Origin of the sequence: Providencia huaxiensis, from assembly GCF_002843235.3 — a bacterium.
Taxonomy (GTDB): Bacteria; Pseudomonadota; Gammaproteobacteria; order Enterobacterales; family Enterobacteriaceae; genus Providencia; species Providencia huaxiensis.
Genome location: NZ_CP031123.2, coordinates 3,402,503 through 3,418,300 on the forward strand (window position 1 = coordinate 3,402,503; position 15,798 = coordinate 3,418,300).

14 protein-coding genes and 2 tRNA genes are annotated in these 15,798 nt (G+C 44.1%); 2 read left to right on the forward strand and 14 right to left on the reverse strand.

All coding sequences use genetic code 11. The features are described from left to right. Positions 1-16: 16 nt before the first annotated feature. The 10 genes from infB to rlmE form a co-directional block, all read right to left on the reverse strand. Complete coding sequence (gene infB, locus CYG50_RS17335; RefSeq protein WP_102138209.1) at positions 17-2,755, reverse strand: translation initiation factor IF-2; 2,739 nt, start codon at positions 2,753-2,755, stop codon at positions 17-19. 23 nt (positions 2,756-2,778) lie between these two features. Then, positions 2,779-4,287 (reverse strand): transcription termination factor NusA, encoded by a 1,509-nt coding sequence (gene nusA, locus CYG50_RS17340; RefSeq protein ID WP_004905898.1) that lies wholly within the window; start codon positions 4,285-4,287, stop codon positions 2,779-2,781. Positions 4,288-4,310: 23 nt separating this feature from the next. Beyond that, positions 4,311-4,763: a ribosome maturation factor RimP gene (rimP, locus tag CYG50_RS17345; protein ID WP_036958775.1), complete on the reverse strand. Its 453-nt coding sequence runs from the start codon at positions 4,761-4,763 to the stop codon at positions 4,311-4,313. A gap of 252 nt (positions 4,764-5,015) precedes the next feature. Beyond that, a tRNA-Met gene (locus tag CYG50_RS17350) sits at positions 5,016-5,092 on the reverse strand. 59 nt (positions 5,093-5,151) lie between these two features. Further along, positions 5,152-5,241 (reverse strand) — tRNA-Leu (locus CYG50_RS17355). 115 nt (positions 5,242-5,356) lie between these two features. Beyond that, positions 5,357-5,701: a preprotein translocase subunit SecG gene (gene secG, locus CYG50_RS17360; RefSeq protein WP_004905902.1), complete on the reverse strand. Its 345-nt coding sequence runs from the start codon at positions 5,699-5,701 to the stop codon at positions 5,357-5,359. 220 nt (positions 5,702-5,921) lie between these two features. Further along, positions 5,922-7,259 carry a phosphoglucosamine mutase gene (gene glmM / locus CYG50_RS17365; protein WP_102138210.1) on the reverse strand — a complete coding sequence of 446 codons (1,338 nt, stop codon included), beginning with the start codon at positions 7,257-7,259 and terminating at the stop codon, positions 5,922-5,924. A gap of 4 nt (positions 7,260-7,263) precedes the next feature. Next, the gene (gene folP, locus CYG50_RS17370; RefSeq protein WP_102138211.1) at positions 7,264-8,100 is read right to left on the reverse strand and encodes a dihydropteroate synthase; all 837 of its coding nucleotides are present in this window, start codon (positions 8,098-8,100) and stop codon (positions 7,264-7,266) included. Positions 8,101-8,166: 66 nt separating this feature from the next. Next, positions 8,167-10,173 (reverse strand): ATP-dependent zinc metalloprotease FtsH, encoded by a 2,007-nt coding sequence (gene ftsH / locus CYG50_RS17375; protein ID WP_102138212.1) that lies wholly within the window; start codon positions 10,171-10,173, stop codon positions 8,167-8,169. Between the two features lie 57 nt (positions 10,174-10,230). Beyond that, positions 10,231-10,860: a 23S rRNA (uridine(2552)-2'-O)-methyltransferase RlmE gene (gene rlmE / locus CYG50_RS17380; RefSeq protein ID WP_102138213.1), complete on the reverse strand. Its 630-nt coding sequence runs from the start codon at positions 10,858-10,860 to the stop codon at positions 10,231-10,233. Between the two features lie 135 nt (positions 10,861-10,995). Between rlmE and yhbY the strand changes: the two genes are divergently transcribed. Then, on the forward strand, positions 10,996-11,289 hold the full coding sequence (gene yhbY, locus CYG50_RS17385; protein ID WP_004905914.1) for a ribosome assembly RNA-binding protein YhbY: 294 nt from the start codon (positions 10,996-10,998) through the stop codon (positions 11,287-11,289). Positions 11,290-11,407: 118 nt separating this feature from the next. Here the strand turns inward: yhbY and greA are convergent, their stop codons facing one another. Further along, positions 11,408-11,884 (reverse strand): transcription elongation factor GreA, encoded by a 477-nt coding sequence (gene greA / locus CYG50_RS17390; RefSeq protein WP_004905916.1) that lies wholly within the window; start codon positions 11,882-11,884, stop codon positions 11,408-11,410. Between the two features lie 244 nt (positions 11,885-12,128). Between greA and dacB the strand changes: the two genes are divergently transcribed. Next, positions 12,129-13,577, forward strand: coding sequence for a serine-type D-Ala-D-Ala carboxypeptidase (gene dacB / locus CYG50_RS17395; protein ID WP_102138214.1), 1,449 nt, complete (start codon positions 12,129-12,131; stop codon positions 13,575-13,577). 76 nt (positions 13,578-13,653) lie between these two features. Here dacB and cgtA read toward each other — a convergent pair whose 3' ends face one another. The 3 genes from cgtA to rplU form a co-directional block, all read right to left on the reverse strand. Beyond that, positions 13,654-14,829: an Obg family GTPase CgtA gene (gene cgtA, locus CYG50_RS17400; protein WP_102138215.1), complete on the reverse strand. Its 1,176-nt coding sequence runs from the start codon at positions 14,827-14,829 to the stop codon at positions 13,654-13,656. 165 nt (positions 14,830-14,994) lie between these two features. Further along, entirely contained in the window at positions 14,995-15,252 is a 258-nt protein-coding gene (rpmA, locus tag CYG50_RS17405) for a 50S ribosomal protein L27 (RefSeq protein ID WP_004905922.1), read from the reverse strand. A 19-nt stretch (positions 15,253-15,271) separates the two neighbouring features. Continuing rightward, positions 15,272-15,580: a 50S ribosomal protein L21 gene (gene rplU / locus CYG50_RS17410; RefSeq protein WP_102138216.1), complete on the reverse strand. Its 309-nt coding sequence runs from the start codon at positions 15,578-15,580 to the stop codon at positions 15,272-15,274. Positions 15,581-15,798: the final 218 nt, after the last annotated feature.

Below are 15,798 nucleotides of genomic sequence, written 5' to 3' on the forward strand. Positions count from 1 at the left end.
GTGGGTACTCACAAAATTAACCGTCGATAGAACGTTTAACTTCAATGATTTCGAAGACTTCGATCATATCGCCGACACGGACATCATTGTAGTTCTTAACGCCGATACCACATTCCATGCCGTTACGAACTTCGCTGACGTCATCTTTAAAGCGACGCAGTGATTCTAACTCACCTTCATAGATAACGACGTTATCACGCAGGACACGGATTGGGTTGTTACGTTTAATGGTACCTTCAGTAACCATACAACCAGCAACAGCGCCGAATTTCGGTGATTTAAACACATCACGAACTTCTGCAAGACCAATAATTTGCTGCTTGTATTCAGGCGCTAACATACCGCTCATCGCTTGTTTGATTTCATCAATTAAGCTATAGATAACAGAGTAGTAGCGTAAGTCAACGCTTTCACTTTCAATCACACGACGCGCAGAAGCATCTGCACGTACGTTGAAGCCTAAAATGATAGCATTCGATGCCGCTGCTAATGTTGCGTCAGTTTCAGTGATACCACCAACACCAGAACCGATGATTTTAATTTTAACTTCATCAGTCGACAGCTTCATTAGAGAGTCAGTAATCGCTTCACAAGTACCTTGAACATCGGTTTTCAGAACGATATTCAGCTCAGAAACTTTACCTTCTTCCATGTTAGCAAACATGTTTTCCAGTTTAGATTTCTGCTGACGAGCGAGTTTAACATCACGGAATTTACCTTGACGATACAGGGCAACTTCACGTGCTTTTTTCTCGTCACGTACAACTGTCGCTTCATCACCTGCAGAAGGTACGCTAGACAGACCTAAAATCTCGACTGGCATTGAAGGACCTGCAGACTGAACATCTTTACCTAATTCGTTACGCATTGCACGAATACGGCCATATTCGAAACCACACAGGACGATGTCGCCTTTGTTCAGTGTACCTTCTTGAACTAAGATTGTTGCAACTGGGCCACGACCTTTGTCCAGATAAGATTCAACGACCACACCACTCGCCATACCGGTATAAACAGCTTTAAGTTCTAATACTTCAGCTTGTAGCAACAGCGCATCAAGTAAATCGTCAATACCTGTACCCACTTTCGCAGATACACCGATAAATTGAGTGTCACCGCCCCACTCTTCAGAAATAACACCGTACTGAGACAGTTCATTTCTTACACGGTCAATGTCAGCTTCTGGCTTATCAATTTTGTTCACTGCAACTACGATTGGCACACCCGCCGCTTTTGCGTGCTGGATAGCTTCGATTGTTTGTGGCATTACACCATCGTCCGCAGCAACAACCAGTACAACGATATCTGTTGCCTGAGCACCACGAGCACGCATAGAAGTAAACGCGGCGTGACCTGGGGTATCTAAGAAGGTAATCATACCTTTGTCAGTTTGGACGTGGTATGCACCAATGTGCTGAGTAATACCACCCGCTTCGCCTGACGCCACTTTCGTTGAACGAATGTAGTCAAGTAAAGAAGTTTTACCGTGGTCAACGTGACCCATGATAGTAACAACTGGTGCACGTGGCTCTTGCATTGCAGAGCCTGTGTCACGGTCATTCATTACTGACTCTTCTAATTCGTTTTCACGACGCAGAATAACTTTGTGGCCCATTTCTTCTGCAACTAACTGTGCAGTTTCTTGGTCAATCACTTGGTTGATAGTCGCCATTGCGCCCATCTTCATCATCGTTTTGATGACTTGAGAACCTTTTACTGCCATTTTATTAGCAAGTTCACCAACAGTGATCGTTTCGCCAATCACAACATCACGGTTAACCGCAGCTGCTGGCTTAGTAAAGCTTTGTTGTAAAGAACTACCTTTACGTTGTTTACCTTTACTGCGACCTGAACGGCCTGCGGCTCGTTCTTCTTCGCGATCTGCTTTTTCAGAAAGTTTATTACCTTTCTTTTGGCGAGGTGCTTTTGCAGTACGATTACGTGAACGACGGCCTTCTTCTTTCTCATCACTTTCATCTTCAGCCGCACGAGCGTGCGTCGAAGTTGTCGTGTGATAATCGCTGTCTTCTTCAGTTTTCGTTTCAGCAGTCCACTTTTCACCGTTTTCTTCTGCCATTTTGCGAGCTTCTTCAGCTACACGGCGTGCTTCTGCTTCAACTTTGCGCTGAGTTTCTTCTTCAGCTTTACGTTTTAGCTCCGCAGCTTCAGCTTCACGGCGTTGTTTGTCGGCATTACTTTCTACAGCTTTGCCTGTCTTTTGTTGATTTTCGCTTGGTTTCACTTTTTCTCTTTCCGCTGCTTCGCGCGTAGCTTTATCTGCTGCTTCACGTTTTGCTTTCTCTTGGGCTTCACGTTTTGCCTTTTCTTCCGCTTCACGTTTAGCGGCTTCTTCTGCTAATCGTTTTGCTTCTGCTTGACGTTGTGCCAGTTCTTCAGCTTCGCGCTGTGCCTGCTCTTCCGCTTCACGCTGCGCCTGCTCTTCCGCTTTTGCTTCTTCAGCATCACGGTTCACATAAGTGCGTTTTTTGCGGACTTCGACATTTACCGATTTGCTTTTGCCACCGGTGACGGGGACACTCAGCGTACTACGAGTTTTGCGCTGTAGTGTCATTTTGCTTGGCTGACCCGTTGCCCCGCCTTGTTCACGGTTTAAATGGCTCAGTAAAGCTTCTTTTTCTGACTGGCTAACAGAGTCATTCTCACCTTTTTTGATCCCTGCTTCAGCAAATTGCTGTACCAGGCGATCAACTGTGGTTTGAATTTCCGTTGCCAATGTTTTTACAGTTTCTGTCATGCCGTTCCTTCCTGCTACAGTGTTTACGCATCGTTACCGAACCAGCAAATATTACGTGCGGCCATGATGAGCGTACCTGCTTTCTCATCATCCAGACCTTCAATATCAATCAGGTCGTCGATGCCCTGCTCAGCAAGATCTTCCAGTGTACAGATTCCACGAGTAGCCAAATTATAGGCAAGAGTACGATCCATACCTTCAAGATTCAATAAATCTTCTGCTGGCTGATTATCACCTAGGCTCTCTTTTTGAGCCAATTCTATTGTGGTGAGGGCCGCTTTCGCTCTTTCACGTAGAACTTCAACAGTCTCTTCGTCAAGACCATCAATTTCCAGAAGTTCATTAATAGGCACGTAAGCCAGTTCTTCTAACGTCGAGAAGCCTTCTTCAACAAGTGCAGTGGCAAACTCTTCATCAATATCAAGATGCTTGGTGAATGTATCAATAGAAGCATGTGCTTCTGCCTGATGTTTTGCATTGAGCTCTTCTGCGGTCATGACATTTAATTCCCATTTGTCATCACCACGGTGTTTTTTCAGTAATTGAGCTGCCAGACGCACGTTTTGACCGTTACGCCCAATGGCTTGTGCCAAATTACTACTTTCTACGGCAACATCCATCGTACATTTGTCTTCATCGACGACAATAGATGCAACATCAGCCGGAGCCATAGCATTAATAACGAACTGAGCTGGGTTATCATCCCATAACACAATATCAATTCTTTCGCCGCCTAGTTCACTAGAAACGGCTTGAACACGTGCACCACGCATACCAACACAAGCACCAACTGGGTCGATACGCTTGTCATTAGTTTTAACTGCGATTTTTGCACGAGAACCTGGATCACGGGCAGCGGCTTTGATTTCAATAATTTCTTCGCCGATTTCTGGCACTTCAATGCGGAATAATTCAATCAACATTTCAGGGCGAGAACGCGTAACAAAAAGCTGTGCGCCGCGTGCTTCAGGACGAACATCATACAGGACTCCGCGGATACGGTCACCTGGACGGAAATTTTCACGTGGCAACATATCTTCACGCAGAATAACGGCTTCAGCGTTATTGCCTAAATCTAACGTGATATTTTCACGATTAACTTTTTTTACCTGAGCAGTGATGATTTCACCTTGTTGCTCACGGAATTGGTCAACAACCATCGCACGTTCTGCTTCACGAACTTTCTGTACGATAACTTGTTTAGCTGTTTGAGTGGTAATACGGTCAAATACAACAGACTCGATTTGGTCTTCGACGTACTCTCCAAGCTGCAGCGCTGGATCTTCGTATTGAGCCGCTTCCAACGTAATTTCACGTGTTGGCATTGTGACTTCTTCCACAATTAACCAACGACGGAACGTGTCGAAATCACCTGATTTACGGTCAATTTCCACACGGACATCAATTTCTTGCTCGTATTTCTTTTTAGTCGCCGTCGCTAATGCAGTTTCCAGAGCCTCGAAGATTTTTTCACGAGGGAGGGATTTTTCGTTAGAAACCGCTTCTACAACAGCCAGAATTTCTTTATTCATCCTAGTTGCCTCATTGAACTTTATTAAAAGTGGGGTACCAAGTTAGCTTTCTGGATGTTGCCGAGGGCGAACACCTCATCCTTACCATCTACAGTAACCGTAATCATTTCACCGTCTATGGCCTTAATAATTCCTTGCCACTTACGGCGGTTCTGCATTGCTATACGCAAAGTCAATGCCACCTCTTCCCCCATAAAACGCTCGTAATGCGCAATGGTGAATAATGGACGCTCAAGCCCTGGTGACGATATTTCCAGGTTATAAATGACAGAAATTGGATCTTCAACGTCCAATACTGCACTGACCTGATGGCTGACATCAGCACAATCATCAACAGTGATGCCTTCTTCACTATCAATGAAGACACGCAGTGTTGATGTACGGCCACGGACAAACTCTAAGCCTACAAATTCAAAGCCTAGCGCCTCCACAGGTGCTGAGATCATCTCTGTTAATTTCTGTTCTAATGTGGACAAGCCCACCCCCAGACATAAAAAAAGGGCTATAAAAGCCCAGTTAATTCGATTGTCAAATAACAAAAAACCCCGAAATTCGGGGCTTTATGCAACTGGACCCTGTAGTGCACGGGTTCACCATATTCTTATTATACCTGTAAAATCTAGAGAAATCGATGAGAAATTTTGAGAGCTGTTAGATAACTGCACTTGATTACTACACCGGATAACTACTATAGACTGCGATACTGACAAGGTATGTTGAATAAGAAATGGTTGCGGGAGCCGGATTTGAACCGACGACCTTCGGGTTATGAGCCCGACGAGCTACCAAGCTGCTCCATCCCGCGTTCGAAAACGTGTCATATTCTACACGGATAACCTGTAAATCACAAGCTATCTAAAATAATGGTGCCGAGGACGGGACTTGAACCCGTACGCCCGTTTTGTAGGCACTACCACCTCAAGGTAGCGTGTATACCAATTTCACCACCTCGGCACTGAGGCGAGGTTATCAATACTTAATCAATAACCTCAAATTTTAACTTCTCACTCATCGCTGAGCTTACTACTTAATGATGGCATTAGTTGCCTTCATTCGGAATCTTTCACACTTAACGAGGGATATCGCTCGTTGGTGTAGCTGGTGCTGCCGGAACGTCTGTTGGTTGCTCGACTTTAGTAGGTTCACTAATGTTTTCCCACTTACTACCACTACCAGTTCCGTACTTGTTGGCAGTCATATTGCCAAGTATTAAACTGATGATGAAAAACACAGCAGCCAAGATCCCAGTCATACGGGTCATGAAGTTACCTGAACCCGATGAACCAAACAGTGTTGCAGAAGCGCCCGCACCGAATGAAGCTCCCATGTCAGCACCTTTACCTTGCTGTAACATGATCAGACCAATAAGCCCGATAGCCGCTAGCAAGAATATAATTAAAAGAGCTACATACATTTGAGTTACCTATTCAGTTGCGGTGCATAGCGTAATGCTATGACCTTTATCACTGCACACCTACTCATTTCGACCGCGAAGAAACACTCTTACGGGATTGAGCAGGTGCGAATACTAACCAAAGCTGAGCAGACAAGCAAGTCTATTTTGACTCCATTTGATTATTTGCAGAAAAAAACAACAAATCATCAAAATATTGCTCAGCTTCACCAATAACAACTTAGCCAGCTGCTTTTACGGCATCAGCAATGCGGTTTGCCATTGCAGTCACATCAGCTTCGTTTTCACCTTCAACCATGACACGGATTAACGGTTCTGTTCCTGATTTTCTCAGTAACACACGGCCTTTTCCTGATAATTGTTTTTCAACTTCTTCGTTCGCAGCAACTACCGCATCACTCTGTAGTGGATCGTGTTGGCCTTTGAAACGAACATTAACTAGCACTTGAGGCAATAATTTCATACCACTACATAAGTCGTGTAGGCTCATGTGGTTACGTACCATTGCACTTAATACTTGCAAGCCCGCTACAATCCCGTCACCAGTAGTCGTTTTATCTAATAAAATCACGTGACCTGAGTTTTCAGCCCCCATGCGCCAGCCTTTTTCCTGTAATTTTTCGAGCACATAACGGTCGCCCACTTTTGCACGCTCAAAAGGGATCCCTAGCTGTTTTAGGGCGATTTCTAACCCCATATTACTCATCAAGGTTCCGATAACGCCACCTTTAAGCTGACCTTGGCGTAGCGCTTCGCGAGCAATAATAAAGAGAATTTGGTCACCATCAACTTTTTCACCGAGGTGGTCGACCATAATAATACGGTCACCGTCACCATCAAATGCTAAACCGACGTGGGCTTTTTCTTCTAATACTTTTTGTTGTAGCTGACGAACATCCGTTGCACCACATTCTTCATTGATGTTGATCCCGTTCGGATCGCAACCAATAGTGATGACTTCAGCCCCTAATTCACGAAACACATTTGGTGCGATGTGATAAGTAGCCCCGTTAGCACAGTCAATGACGATTTTTAAGCTAGACAGGCTTTGTTCGCTTGGGAACGTTCCTTTACAGAACTCAATATAGCGGCCTGCAGCATCGACTATGCGGTTTGCACGACCTAACTCTGCTGACTCAACGCAGGTAATCGGCTTTTCCATTTCAGCTTCAATGGCTTCTTCTACTTCATCAGGCAGCTTAGTTCCATCAATTGAGAAGAATTTGATCCCATTATCATAATAAGGGTTATGAGATGCGGAAATCACAATCCCCGCTTCTGCACGGAAAGTGCGTGTTAAATAAGCGACTGCAGGGGTTGGCATTGGGCCTGTGAAAGATGCAGATAGACCTGCAGCTGCTAAGCCTGCTTCTAAAGAGGATTCCAACATATAGCCAGAAATACGCGTATCTTTACCAATAATAATTTTACGTGAGCCATGACGTGCAAGGACCTTCCCTGCCGCCCAACCTAATTTTAAAACAAAATCAGGGGTAATTGGGCTATCGCCCACTTTGCCACGAATACCATCAGTACCAAAATATTTACGGTCGCTCATACGCTTATTTTTCCTTTTCTGACAGAGTCATCTGTACCACTTGCATCGCTTGCACGGTTTCTTTGACATCATGAACTCGAATGATGTGTGCCCCTTGCATCGCAGCAATCACTGCACAAGTTAGGCTGCCTGCGAGGCGTTCTTGTGGTGGAACATTCAATAATTGTCCAATCATAGATTTACGTGACATCCCTGCCAATAGCGGTAGTCCGAAATTATGAAATTGTTCTAAGTTTGCCAATAACTGGTAATTATGCGACAAGTTTTTGCCAAAGCCAAAGCCTGGATCAAGGATAATTTGCTGTCTATCAATCCCGGCCGTCACGCATCGGGTGATTTCAGCGTTAAGATAGTCTTTTACTTCACGCACCACGTTTTCATAATTCGGTGCTTCTTGCATCGTTCTTGGCTGACCTTGCATATGCATAATACACACGGGTAAACCTGTTTTCGCAGCGACTTCTAATGCATCCGGCTCATGAAGCGAGCGAATATCATTGATGATATGCATACCTGCATTTGCGGCTTCTGCCATGACTTGTGCTTTAGATGTATCGACTGAAACCCACACATCAAAACGTTGCGCTATCGCTTCAACCACAGGGATAACTCTATCAAGTTCCTCATTCACAGAGACTTCGGCAGCGCCAGGACGGGTTGATTCACCTCCAATATCAATGATAGCCGCACCGTGTTGAACCATTTTGGCCACATGTTCAAGCGCATCCTGATAACGATTATGAGTGCCACCATCTGAAAATGAATCAGGAGTAACATTCAAAATCCCCATCACCTTAGGTGTTGATAAGTCAAGGACACTGCCTCTCGCTTTGATCTGCATTGTTATTTTTCCTTAACGAAAAAAACCCCAGCGAACTGGGGTCTTCGTATTTTATTTCACGACCGCTTATTGTGGCTTGCTGTCGTTATTGTCTGATGGGTTTGATTCATCAGCATTATTACTATTATCTGTATGACTATTATCTGTCTTACTTGGTTCTTCAGTACTGTTTTTCGGTTCTTCAGATTGAGGTTTTTCAGCTGCGTTTGCTGCACCTTTACCAAATGTACCTGTCACATTACTGACTTTTTTATCTTCATCCCAACCTGCAGGCTCACGAACTGGACGACGATTCATTAAATCATCAATCATTGGCATATCGATAGTTTCATATTTCAGCAATGCATCTTTCGTTGCATGCAGAATATCGATATTGTCTTCCAGTGTTTTGTAAGCCAGTTGGTAGCAATGGTCTAAAATTTTCTTAATTTCTTCATCAACAATACGTGCTGTTTCATCAGAAATTCCAGAACCATTACCTGAAGAACGACCTAAGAACGCAGGGCCTTCTTCTTTCGAGTATTGCATTGGACCTAAACGGTCTGAGAAGCCCCATTGCGTTACCATGTTACGTGCAGTATTGGTTGCGAACTGAATATCGGAAGAAGCCCCTGTAGTGACTTTTTCACGACCATAAATCAACTCTTCCGCAATACGACCCGCATAAGCTGTCGCAATCATACCTTCGAGTTTCAAGCGGCTACGGCTAACTTCATCACCTTCAGGTAAGAAGAATGCCACACCCAGCGCTTGGCCACGTGGAACAATTGTAACCTTGTGAACAGGGTCATGCTCTGGCATTAAATGACCAATAATCATATGACCACCTTCATGGTAAGCCGTTGATTCTTTTTGCTCTTCGGTCATCATCAGAGAACGACGCTCTGCACCCATCCAAATTTTGTCACGCGCTTTTTCGAATTCCACCATGGAAACGACACGCATATTTGCACGTGCTGCAAATAATGCGGCTTCGTTAACCAAGTTTGCCAATTCAGCACCCGAGAAACCCGGAGTTGCACGTGCAAGAATGAAAGTATCCACGCTTGGGTCGATAGGTACACGACGCATATGCACTTTCAGAATTTGTTCACGGCCACGAACGTCTGGTAAGCCAACGACTACCTGACGGTCAAAGCGACCTGGACGTAATAAGGCAGGGTCAAGTACGTCAGCACGGTTAGTTGCTGCGATAACAATGATACCCTCGTTACCTTCGAAACCGTCCATCTCAACCAGCATTTGGTTCAGTGTTTGTTCACGCTCATCGTGACCACCACCAAGACCTGCACCACGTTGACGACCTACCGCATCGATCTCATCAATAAAGATGATACAAGGCGCTGCTTTTTTCGCTTGTTCGAACATGTCACGAACACGAGAAGCACCCACGCCCACAAACATTTCCACAAAGTCAGAACCGGAAATGGTGAAGAATGGCACTTTTGCCTCACCAGCGATAGCTTTTGCCAGTAATGTTTTACCTGTTCCTGGAGGCCCTACCATCAGGACGCCTTTTGGAATTTTACCGCCAAGTTTTTGGAAACGAGCAGGTTCACGCAGAAACTCTACGATTTCGCCCACTTCTTCTTTGGCTTCATCACACCCAGCAACGTCTGCAAATGTTGTTTTGATCTGATCTTCTGTCAGCATGCGGGCTTTACTTTTGCCAAATGACATTGCCCCCTTGCCGCCACCGCCTTGCATCTGGCGCATGAAGAAAATCCAGACACCAATCAACAGAAGCATTGGGAACCAGGAAATAAAAATAGATGTCAGTAAGCTTGGTTCTTCTGGTGGTTCACCAACAACCGTCACATGCTTATTCAGCATAGTGTCTAACAGCTTCTCATCCTGCATAGGAAGATAAGTTGTATAGCGGCTATTATCAGCCTTTCTGACGTTCAGTTCACGACCGGTGATACGAACTTCACGTACCTGATCCTGGGCTAACTCATTGATAAACGTTGAATAATCAACTCTGCGACTATTCGAATCGCTTGGGCCAAAACTCTGGAACAAGGACATCAGAACAACTGCGATGACTAACCAGAGAATCAGGTTTTTCGCCATGTCACTCAAGGGATTAACCTCATATTACAACTGTGTTAACAAATAACGCTCAGGGTACTATAGTTTTAGCCCTGTCGCTACAATGTATACTTCACGCGATCGTGCCCGCGAAGATTCAGGTTTACGAACTTTTACTTTCGTAAACAGGGAGCGGATATCCCTAAGGTAATCGTCAAAGCCTTCTCCCTGAAACACTTTAACAATGAAACTTCCCCCAGGTGCCAATACAGAACGGCACATATCCAATGCTAATTCAACTAGATACATAGAGCGAGGAATATCAACCGCTGGTGTCCCACTCATATTTGGCGCCATGTCAGACATGACCACCTGTACTTTTTTGTCGCCAACGCGTTCTAACAAAGCGGCGAGAACGGCTTCGTCGCGAAAATCCCCTTGCAGGAAATCAACACCAACGATTGGGTCCATCGGCAATAAGTCACAAGCAATAACCCGCCCATTATGACCTATTTGGCTAACAACGTATTGCGACCAACCACCAGGGGCTGCTCCTAAATCAACAACGGTCATACCTGGTTTAAAAATTTTATCACCTTGCTGGATTTCCTCCAGCTTAAACCATGCACGTGAGCGCAGCCCTTTTTTTTGTGCTTGCTGAACATATTTATCACTAAAATGCTCTTGCAACCAGCGACTTGAGCTTGCCGAACGTTTTTTATTGGCCATTGTGCTTTCCAACTATACTAAAAGAACTTCACCTAACTTGCTGCTTCTTTACCATCAAAAAGATATAATTGATGGTGATAGATATCAGATGGCGGTAGAATAAGCCATTTTCAATACTAACCAAGCAAAAAATCAATGAATCTTAATAAAAAACAAATTCAGCACCTAAAAAGTCTCGCTCACCATTTAAACCCTGTTGTTATGATCGGCAACAATGGTTTAACCGAAGGTGTTTTAGCTGAGATTGAACTCTCATTAGCGCATCATGAGCTTATCAAAGTCAAGATCGCAGGCGAAGACCGTGATACTAAAAATTTGATCGCTGATGCGATTGTTCGCGAAACTGGTGCAGTAAATGTACAAATCATCGGTAAAATTCTTGTTATCTACCGTCCTTCGGCAGACCGCAAAATCATTTTACCTAAATAATCCCTCATCATTTATATAAAAATGCCATTGAAAGCATGTTTTATATGGTGAAAAAGGCCGCCTGCGGCCTTTTTCTTTAAATCAGGGAAATAATATAACCAATTCAGGCAAATAGGAATCAGATATACTCAACTTTAAGAATTTCGAACTCGACATCGCCACCTGGGGTTTTAATCGAGACCGCATCATCAACTTCTTTACCCACTAAGCCACGTGCTATCGGTGAGTTCACAGAAATCAGATTGATCTTAATATCGGCTTCGTCATCACCAACAATACGATACGTTAGCTCTTCGTCAGTATCAACATTCAATACTGTTACTGTTGCGCCAAAGATAACGCGACCGTTATTAACCATTTTAGTGACATCGATCACTTGAGCGTGAGAAAGTTTACCTTCAATTTCTTGAATACGGCCCTCACAGAAACCTTGTTGCTCACGTGCTGCATGATATTCTGCATTTTCTTTTAAGTCACCGTGCTCACGCGCTTCTGCAATAGATGCAATAATTTCTGGGCGACGGACAGATTTAAGGAATTCAAGCTCTTCTCTTAGCTTATCCGCACCAAGTACCGTCATCGGGATCTGTTTCATTAATAAATACCTCGGTTCAATCCTATCTAAAAACAAGTATCTTCCTGATTTTGTAACAACAGTACACCGAACACCTACGTAAAACGAGGGTGTTCTAGTAAAAAAACGCAATCAGACTTATGTACTCATTTATCTTATCATAATGTACGCTATTTTAACTGAGACTTAATAACGGGTCACCGTTTACTTTCTTAGGCATTACACTTTAGTATGTATTATATGTCCACCCTAATGCGTGAAATATATGTCATTATTAACTTTAACCAGAAAATGGATAATCTCTTTAGGAATAACCTTAGCCAGTGCGCAAGCTCTAGCTATTCCTATTGATGAGTACAAACAATATTTACCTGATGGCACTAACCTTGCTCTGGTCGCGCAAAAAGTGGGAAGTAGCACCCCATTAATTGATTATAATGCGCAGCAAATGGCATTACCTGCAAGTACGCAAAAGGTTGTGACCGCTCTTGCCGCCCTGTTACAACTGGGGCCAGACTACCGTTTTGTCACCAATTTTGAAACTGATGCAAAACTTAGCAACAACACATTGACTGGCGATTTAGTGATCCGTTTCAGTGGTGACCCAACACTAACCCGCCAACAAATTCGTAATATGGCTAATGCATTAAAGCAGCTTGGGATCCATAAAGTTGATGGCGATCTGGTTGTTGATATTTCTGCTTTTACTAGCCATGACAAAGCACCAGGTTGGGTTTGGAATGACATGACCCAATGTTTTAGTGCGCCGCCTGCTGCTGCTATTATTGACCGTAACTGTTTTTCAGTTTCTCTTTACCCCGCTGAAAAAGCAGGAGATTATGCATTCATTAAGGCGGCTAGTTTTTACCCTGTCAATATGTTCAGCGAAGTCAAAACACTAGCTAAAGGCTCCCCAGAAGCACGCTATTGCGAGCTTGATGTCGTTCCTGGTGAACTGAACCGCTACACCCTAACAGGTTGCTTAACTCAACGCAGTGAGCCCTTGCCACTTGCCTTTGCGGTGCAAAATGGAGCGAGTTACTCAGGGGCGATTGTCAAAAATGAGTTAACCACCGCGGGTATTGAGCTTACTGGCCATGTGAAAAAACGTACATTTCCAGCACCTCAATCACAGGTGTTAGTCAAAACTGAATCTAAACCACTGCATGACTTGCTCAAAGTGATGCTAAAAAAATCCGATAATATGATAGCGGATACTGTTTTTCGTACTATTGGTCGGGAATATTATGGTGTTCCAGGGACTTGGCGTTCAGGATCCGATGCGGTAAGACAAGTGCTGAAGCAAAAAGCAGGGATCGACCTTGGCAATACCGTAATGGTTGATGGATCTGGTTTGTCCCGCCATAACTTGATCACCCCAGCAACGATGATGGAAGTTTTGCAGTTTATCGCAAAAAATGATCAACAACTCGATTTTATTTCTATGCTTCCACTTGCCGGCCATGATGGCACTTTGCGTTACCGTGGTGGTTTTGATGAGGCTGGTGTAAATGGTAAAGTTTCCGCCAAAACGGGAGCACTACAAGGGGTCTATAACCTCGCTGGTTTTATCACAACCGCCAGTGGCCAACGTGTGGCTTTTGTGCAATTTATCTCTGCTTATGCGGTACCACAAAACCAGCAGCGTACTCGTCGAGTACCATTAGTACGATTTGAAAGCCGTCTGTATAAAGATCTGTATCAGAAAAACTGATCATACGCGGTTTAGACATACGTGGGTTTAGAAATGTAAAAGGCGCTTTCGCGCCTTTTTACATTTTTAAGATAAACTATTTTTGATAAATGATTTCGACACCTTCGTCGTCATCTTCATCCCAATCGTCATCCCAGTCATCATCAAAATCTTCAGTACCTGAAAGTTGTTCTTTGTGGTAGTCATCCCACATGAATTCAACTTTCTCAGGTTGCTGTGTATCTTCAGTCGTTGCCATATCACGTGGTTGAGTATTCATAAATTCCATGATATCCCAACACAGTGCTTTCACACCTTCGTGGTTAACTGCGGAAATCATATAGAATTTATCTTCCCAGCCCATTGCTTTGGCAATTTCTGCTGCGCGCTGTGCTGATCCCTCTTCACCTAAGATATCAATCTTATTGAAGACTAACCAACGTGGTTTTGCTGCCAGTTTTTCACTGTATTTTTCTAACTCACCAATGATGATCTTCGCATTTTCGACAGGATCAGACTCATCAATAGGGCAAATATCAACCAAGTGAAGTAAGACACGACAGCGCTCTAAGTGTTTCAGGAATTGGATCCCAAGACCTGCGCCTTCAGCCGCACCTTCGATCAACCCGGGTATATCCGCAACCACAAAGCTTTGTTCGTTATCCATACGCACCACACCCAAGCTTGGGACTAAAGTGGTAAAGGGATAATCTGCAACTTTTGGTTTGGCGGCTGATACTGAACGAATAAATGTTGATTTACCCGCATTTGGCATACCAAGCATGCCCACATCCGCTAACAGCATCAACTCTAACAGTATTTCGCGAGTTTCCCCTTTTGTCCCCATTGTACGTTGACGTGGAGCACGATTTACTGAAGATTTAAAACGGGTATTTCCAAGCCCATGGAAACCGCCTTTAGCGACCATATGACGTTGTTCGTGGCGCGTCATATCACAAAGTACTTCGTTAGTCCCTAAATCGCGTACACGCGTTCCTACGGGCACTTTAACTGTGATATCTTGACCACGTTTACCTGTACATTCACGGCTTTGGCCATTCTGGCCGCGCTCTGCACGAAAGGATTTTTCAAAACGGTAATCGATTAACGTGTTGAGGTTTTCGTCTGCTTGTAAGTAAACGTCCCCACCATCGCCACCGTCACCACCGTCCGGTCCCCCTTTAGGGATGTATTTTTCACGGCGGAAGCTGACACAACCATTGCCACCATCTCCTGCCACGACCAATATTTTGGCTTCATCTACAAATTTCATAATTCTCTCTCCGCTTCTGAGCCGCATAACGCTGGATGGCTGTTCTACTCAGAGATGGTGCATCTTTAATTCGTGTGTAGTTCATTAAAGATCAAATATCTGAATATAAAAAGCCCCGCAAAAGGTTTTTGCAGGGCTTTAATTCTGAATTAAAGGTCAGAAAACTTATTCAGCTTCGATGCTGATAAATTTACGATTGTTTGGACCTTTAACTTCAAATTTAACTTTACCGTCCGCTAATGCGAACAGAGTGTGGTCACGGCCACAACCTACGTTGTTACCTGCGTGGAACTTAGTACCACGTTGACGAACGATGATGCTACCTGCTAATACAGCTTCACCACCAAAACGTTTAACACCTAAACGTTTTGCTTCTGAGTCACGACCGTTACGAGTCGAACCACCAGCCTTTTTGTGTGCCATTAATCTGCTCTCCTAAATCTTAAGCGATGACAGTGATCTTAACATCAGTGAACCACTGACGATGACCCTGTTGTTTACGGCTATGTTTACGACGACGGAACTTGACGATTTTAACTTTTTCGCCACGACCGTGTGCAACCACTTCCGCTTTCACTTTAACGCCTTCAACGATAGGAGCACCGATTTGGATCTCATCGCCATTAGCAACCATCAGAACTTGATCAAATTCAACAGTTTCACCTGTTGCGATGTCCAGCTTTTCTAGGCGGACAGTTTGACCTTCGCTAACTCGGTGTTGTTTACCACCACTTTGGAAAACCGCGTACATATTAACTCCGCTTTCCGCGCACCCGTTAAATATTTCAATTCCAGAGTACGCTATAAAATATTCACAATAGGGCGCGAATTCTACGCAAAAAAGCATCAGAACACAAGCCAATAATGCGGTTAGATGACAAAAAATACGACTTTTTTCTCAATAACCGTTTTTGAGCATTGATTTAGCGCCTATTCACTCAATTGTTACTTATTTAAACATTTTTTGCA

Coding starts and splice junctions, on each gene's coding strand:
- dacB (WP_102138214.1), top strand. CDS start 12,129: ATGTCATTATTAACTTTAACCAGAAAATGGATAATCTCTTTAGGAATA.
- rlmE (WP_102138213.1), bottom strand. CDS start 10,860: ATGGCCAATAAAAAACGTTCGGCAAGCTCAAGTCGCTGGTTGCAAGAG.
- nusA (WP_004905898.1), bottom strand. CDS start 4,287: ATGAATAAAGAAATTCTGGCTGTTGTAGAAGCGGTTTCTAACGAAAAA.
- cgtA (WP_102138215.1), bottom strand. CDS start 14,829: ATGAAATTTGTAGATGAAGCCAAAATATTGGTCGTGGCAGGAGATGGT.
- ftsH (WP_102138212.1), bottom strand. CDS start 10,173: ATGGCGAAAAACCTGATTCTCTGGTTAGTCATCGCAGTTGTTCTGATG.
- rpmA (WP_004905922.1), bottom strand. CDS start 15,252: ATGGCACACAAAAAGGCTGGTGGTTCGACTCGTAACGGTCGTGACTCA.
- secG (WP_004905902.1), bottom strand. CDS start 5,701: ATGTATGTAGCTCTTTTAATTATATTCTTGCTAGCGGCTATCGGGCTT.
- folP (WP_102138211.1), bottom strand. CDS start 8,100: ATGCAGATCAAAGCGAGAGGCAGTGTCCTTGACTTATCAACACCTAAG.
- yhbY (WP_004905914.1), top strand. CDS start 10,996: ATGAATCTTAATAAAAAACAAATTCAGCACCTAAAAAGTCTCGCTCAC.
- rplU (WP_102138216.1), bottom strand. CDS start 15,580: ATGTACGCGGTTTTCCAAAGTGGTGGTAAACAACACCGAGTTAGCGAA.
- greA (WP_004905916.1), bottom strand. CDS start 11,884: ATGAAACAGATCCCGATGACGGTACTTGGTGCGGATAAGCTAAGAGAA.
- infB (WP_102138209.1), bottom strand. CDS start 2,755: ATGACAGAAACTGTAAAAACATTGGCAACGGAAATTCAAACCACAGTT.
- glmM (WP_102138210.1), bottom strand. CDS start 7,259: ATGAGCGACCGTAAATATTTTGGTACTGATGGTATTCGTGGCAAAGTG.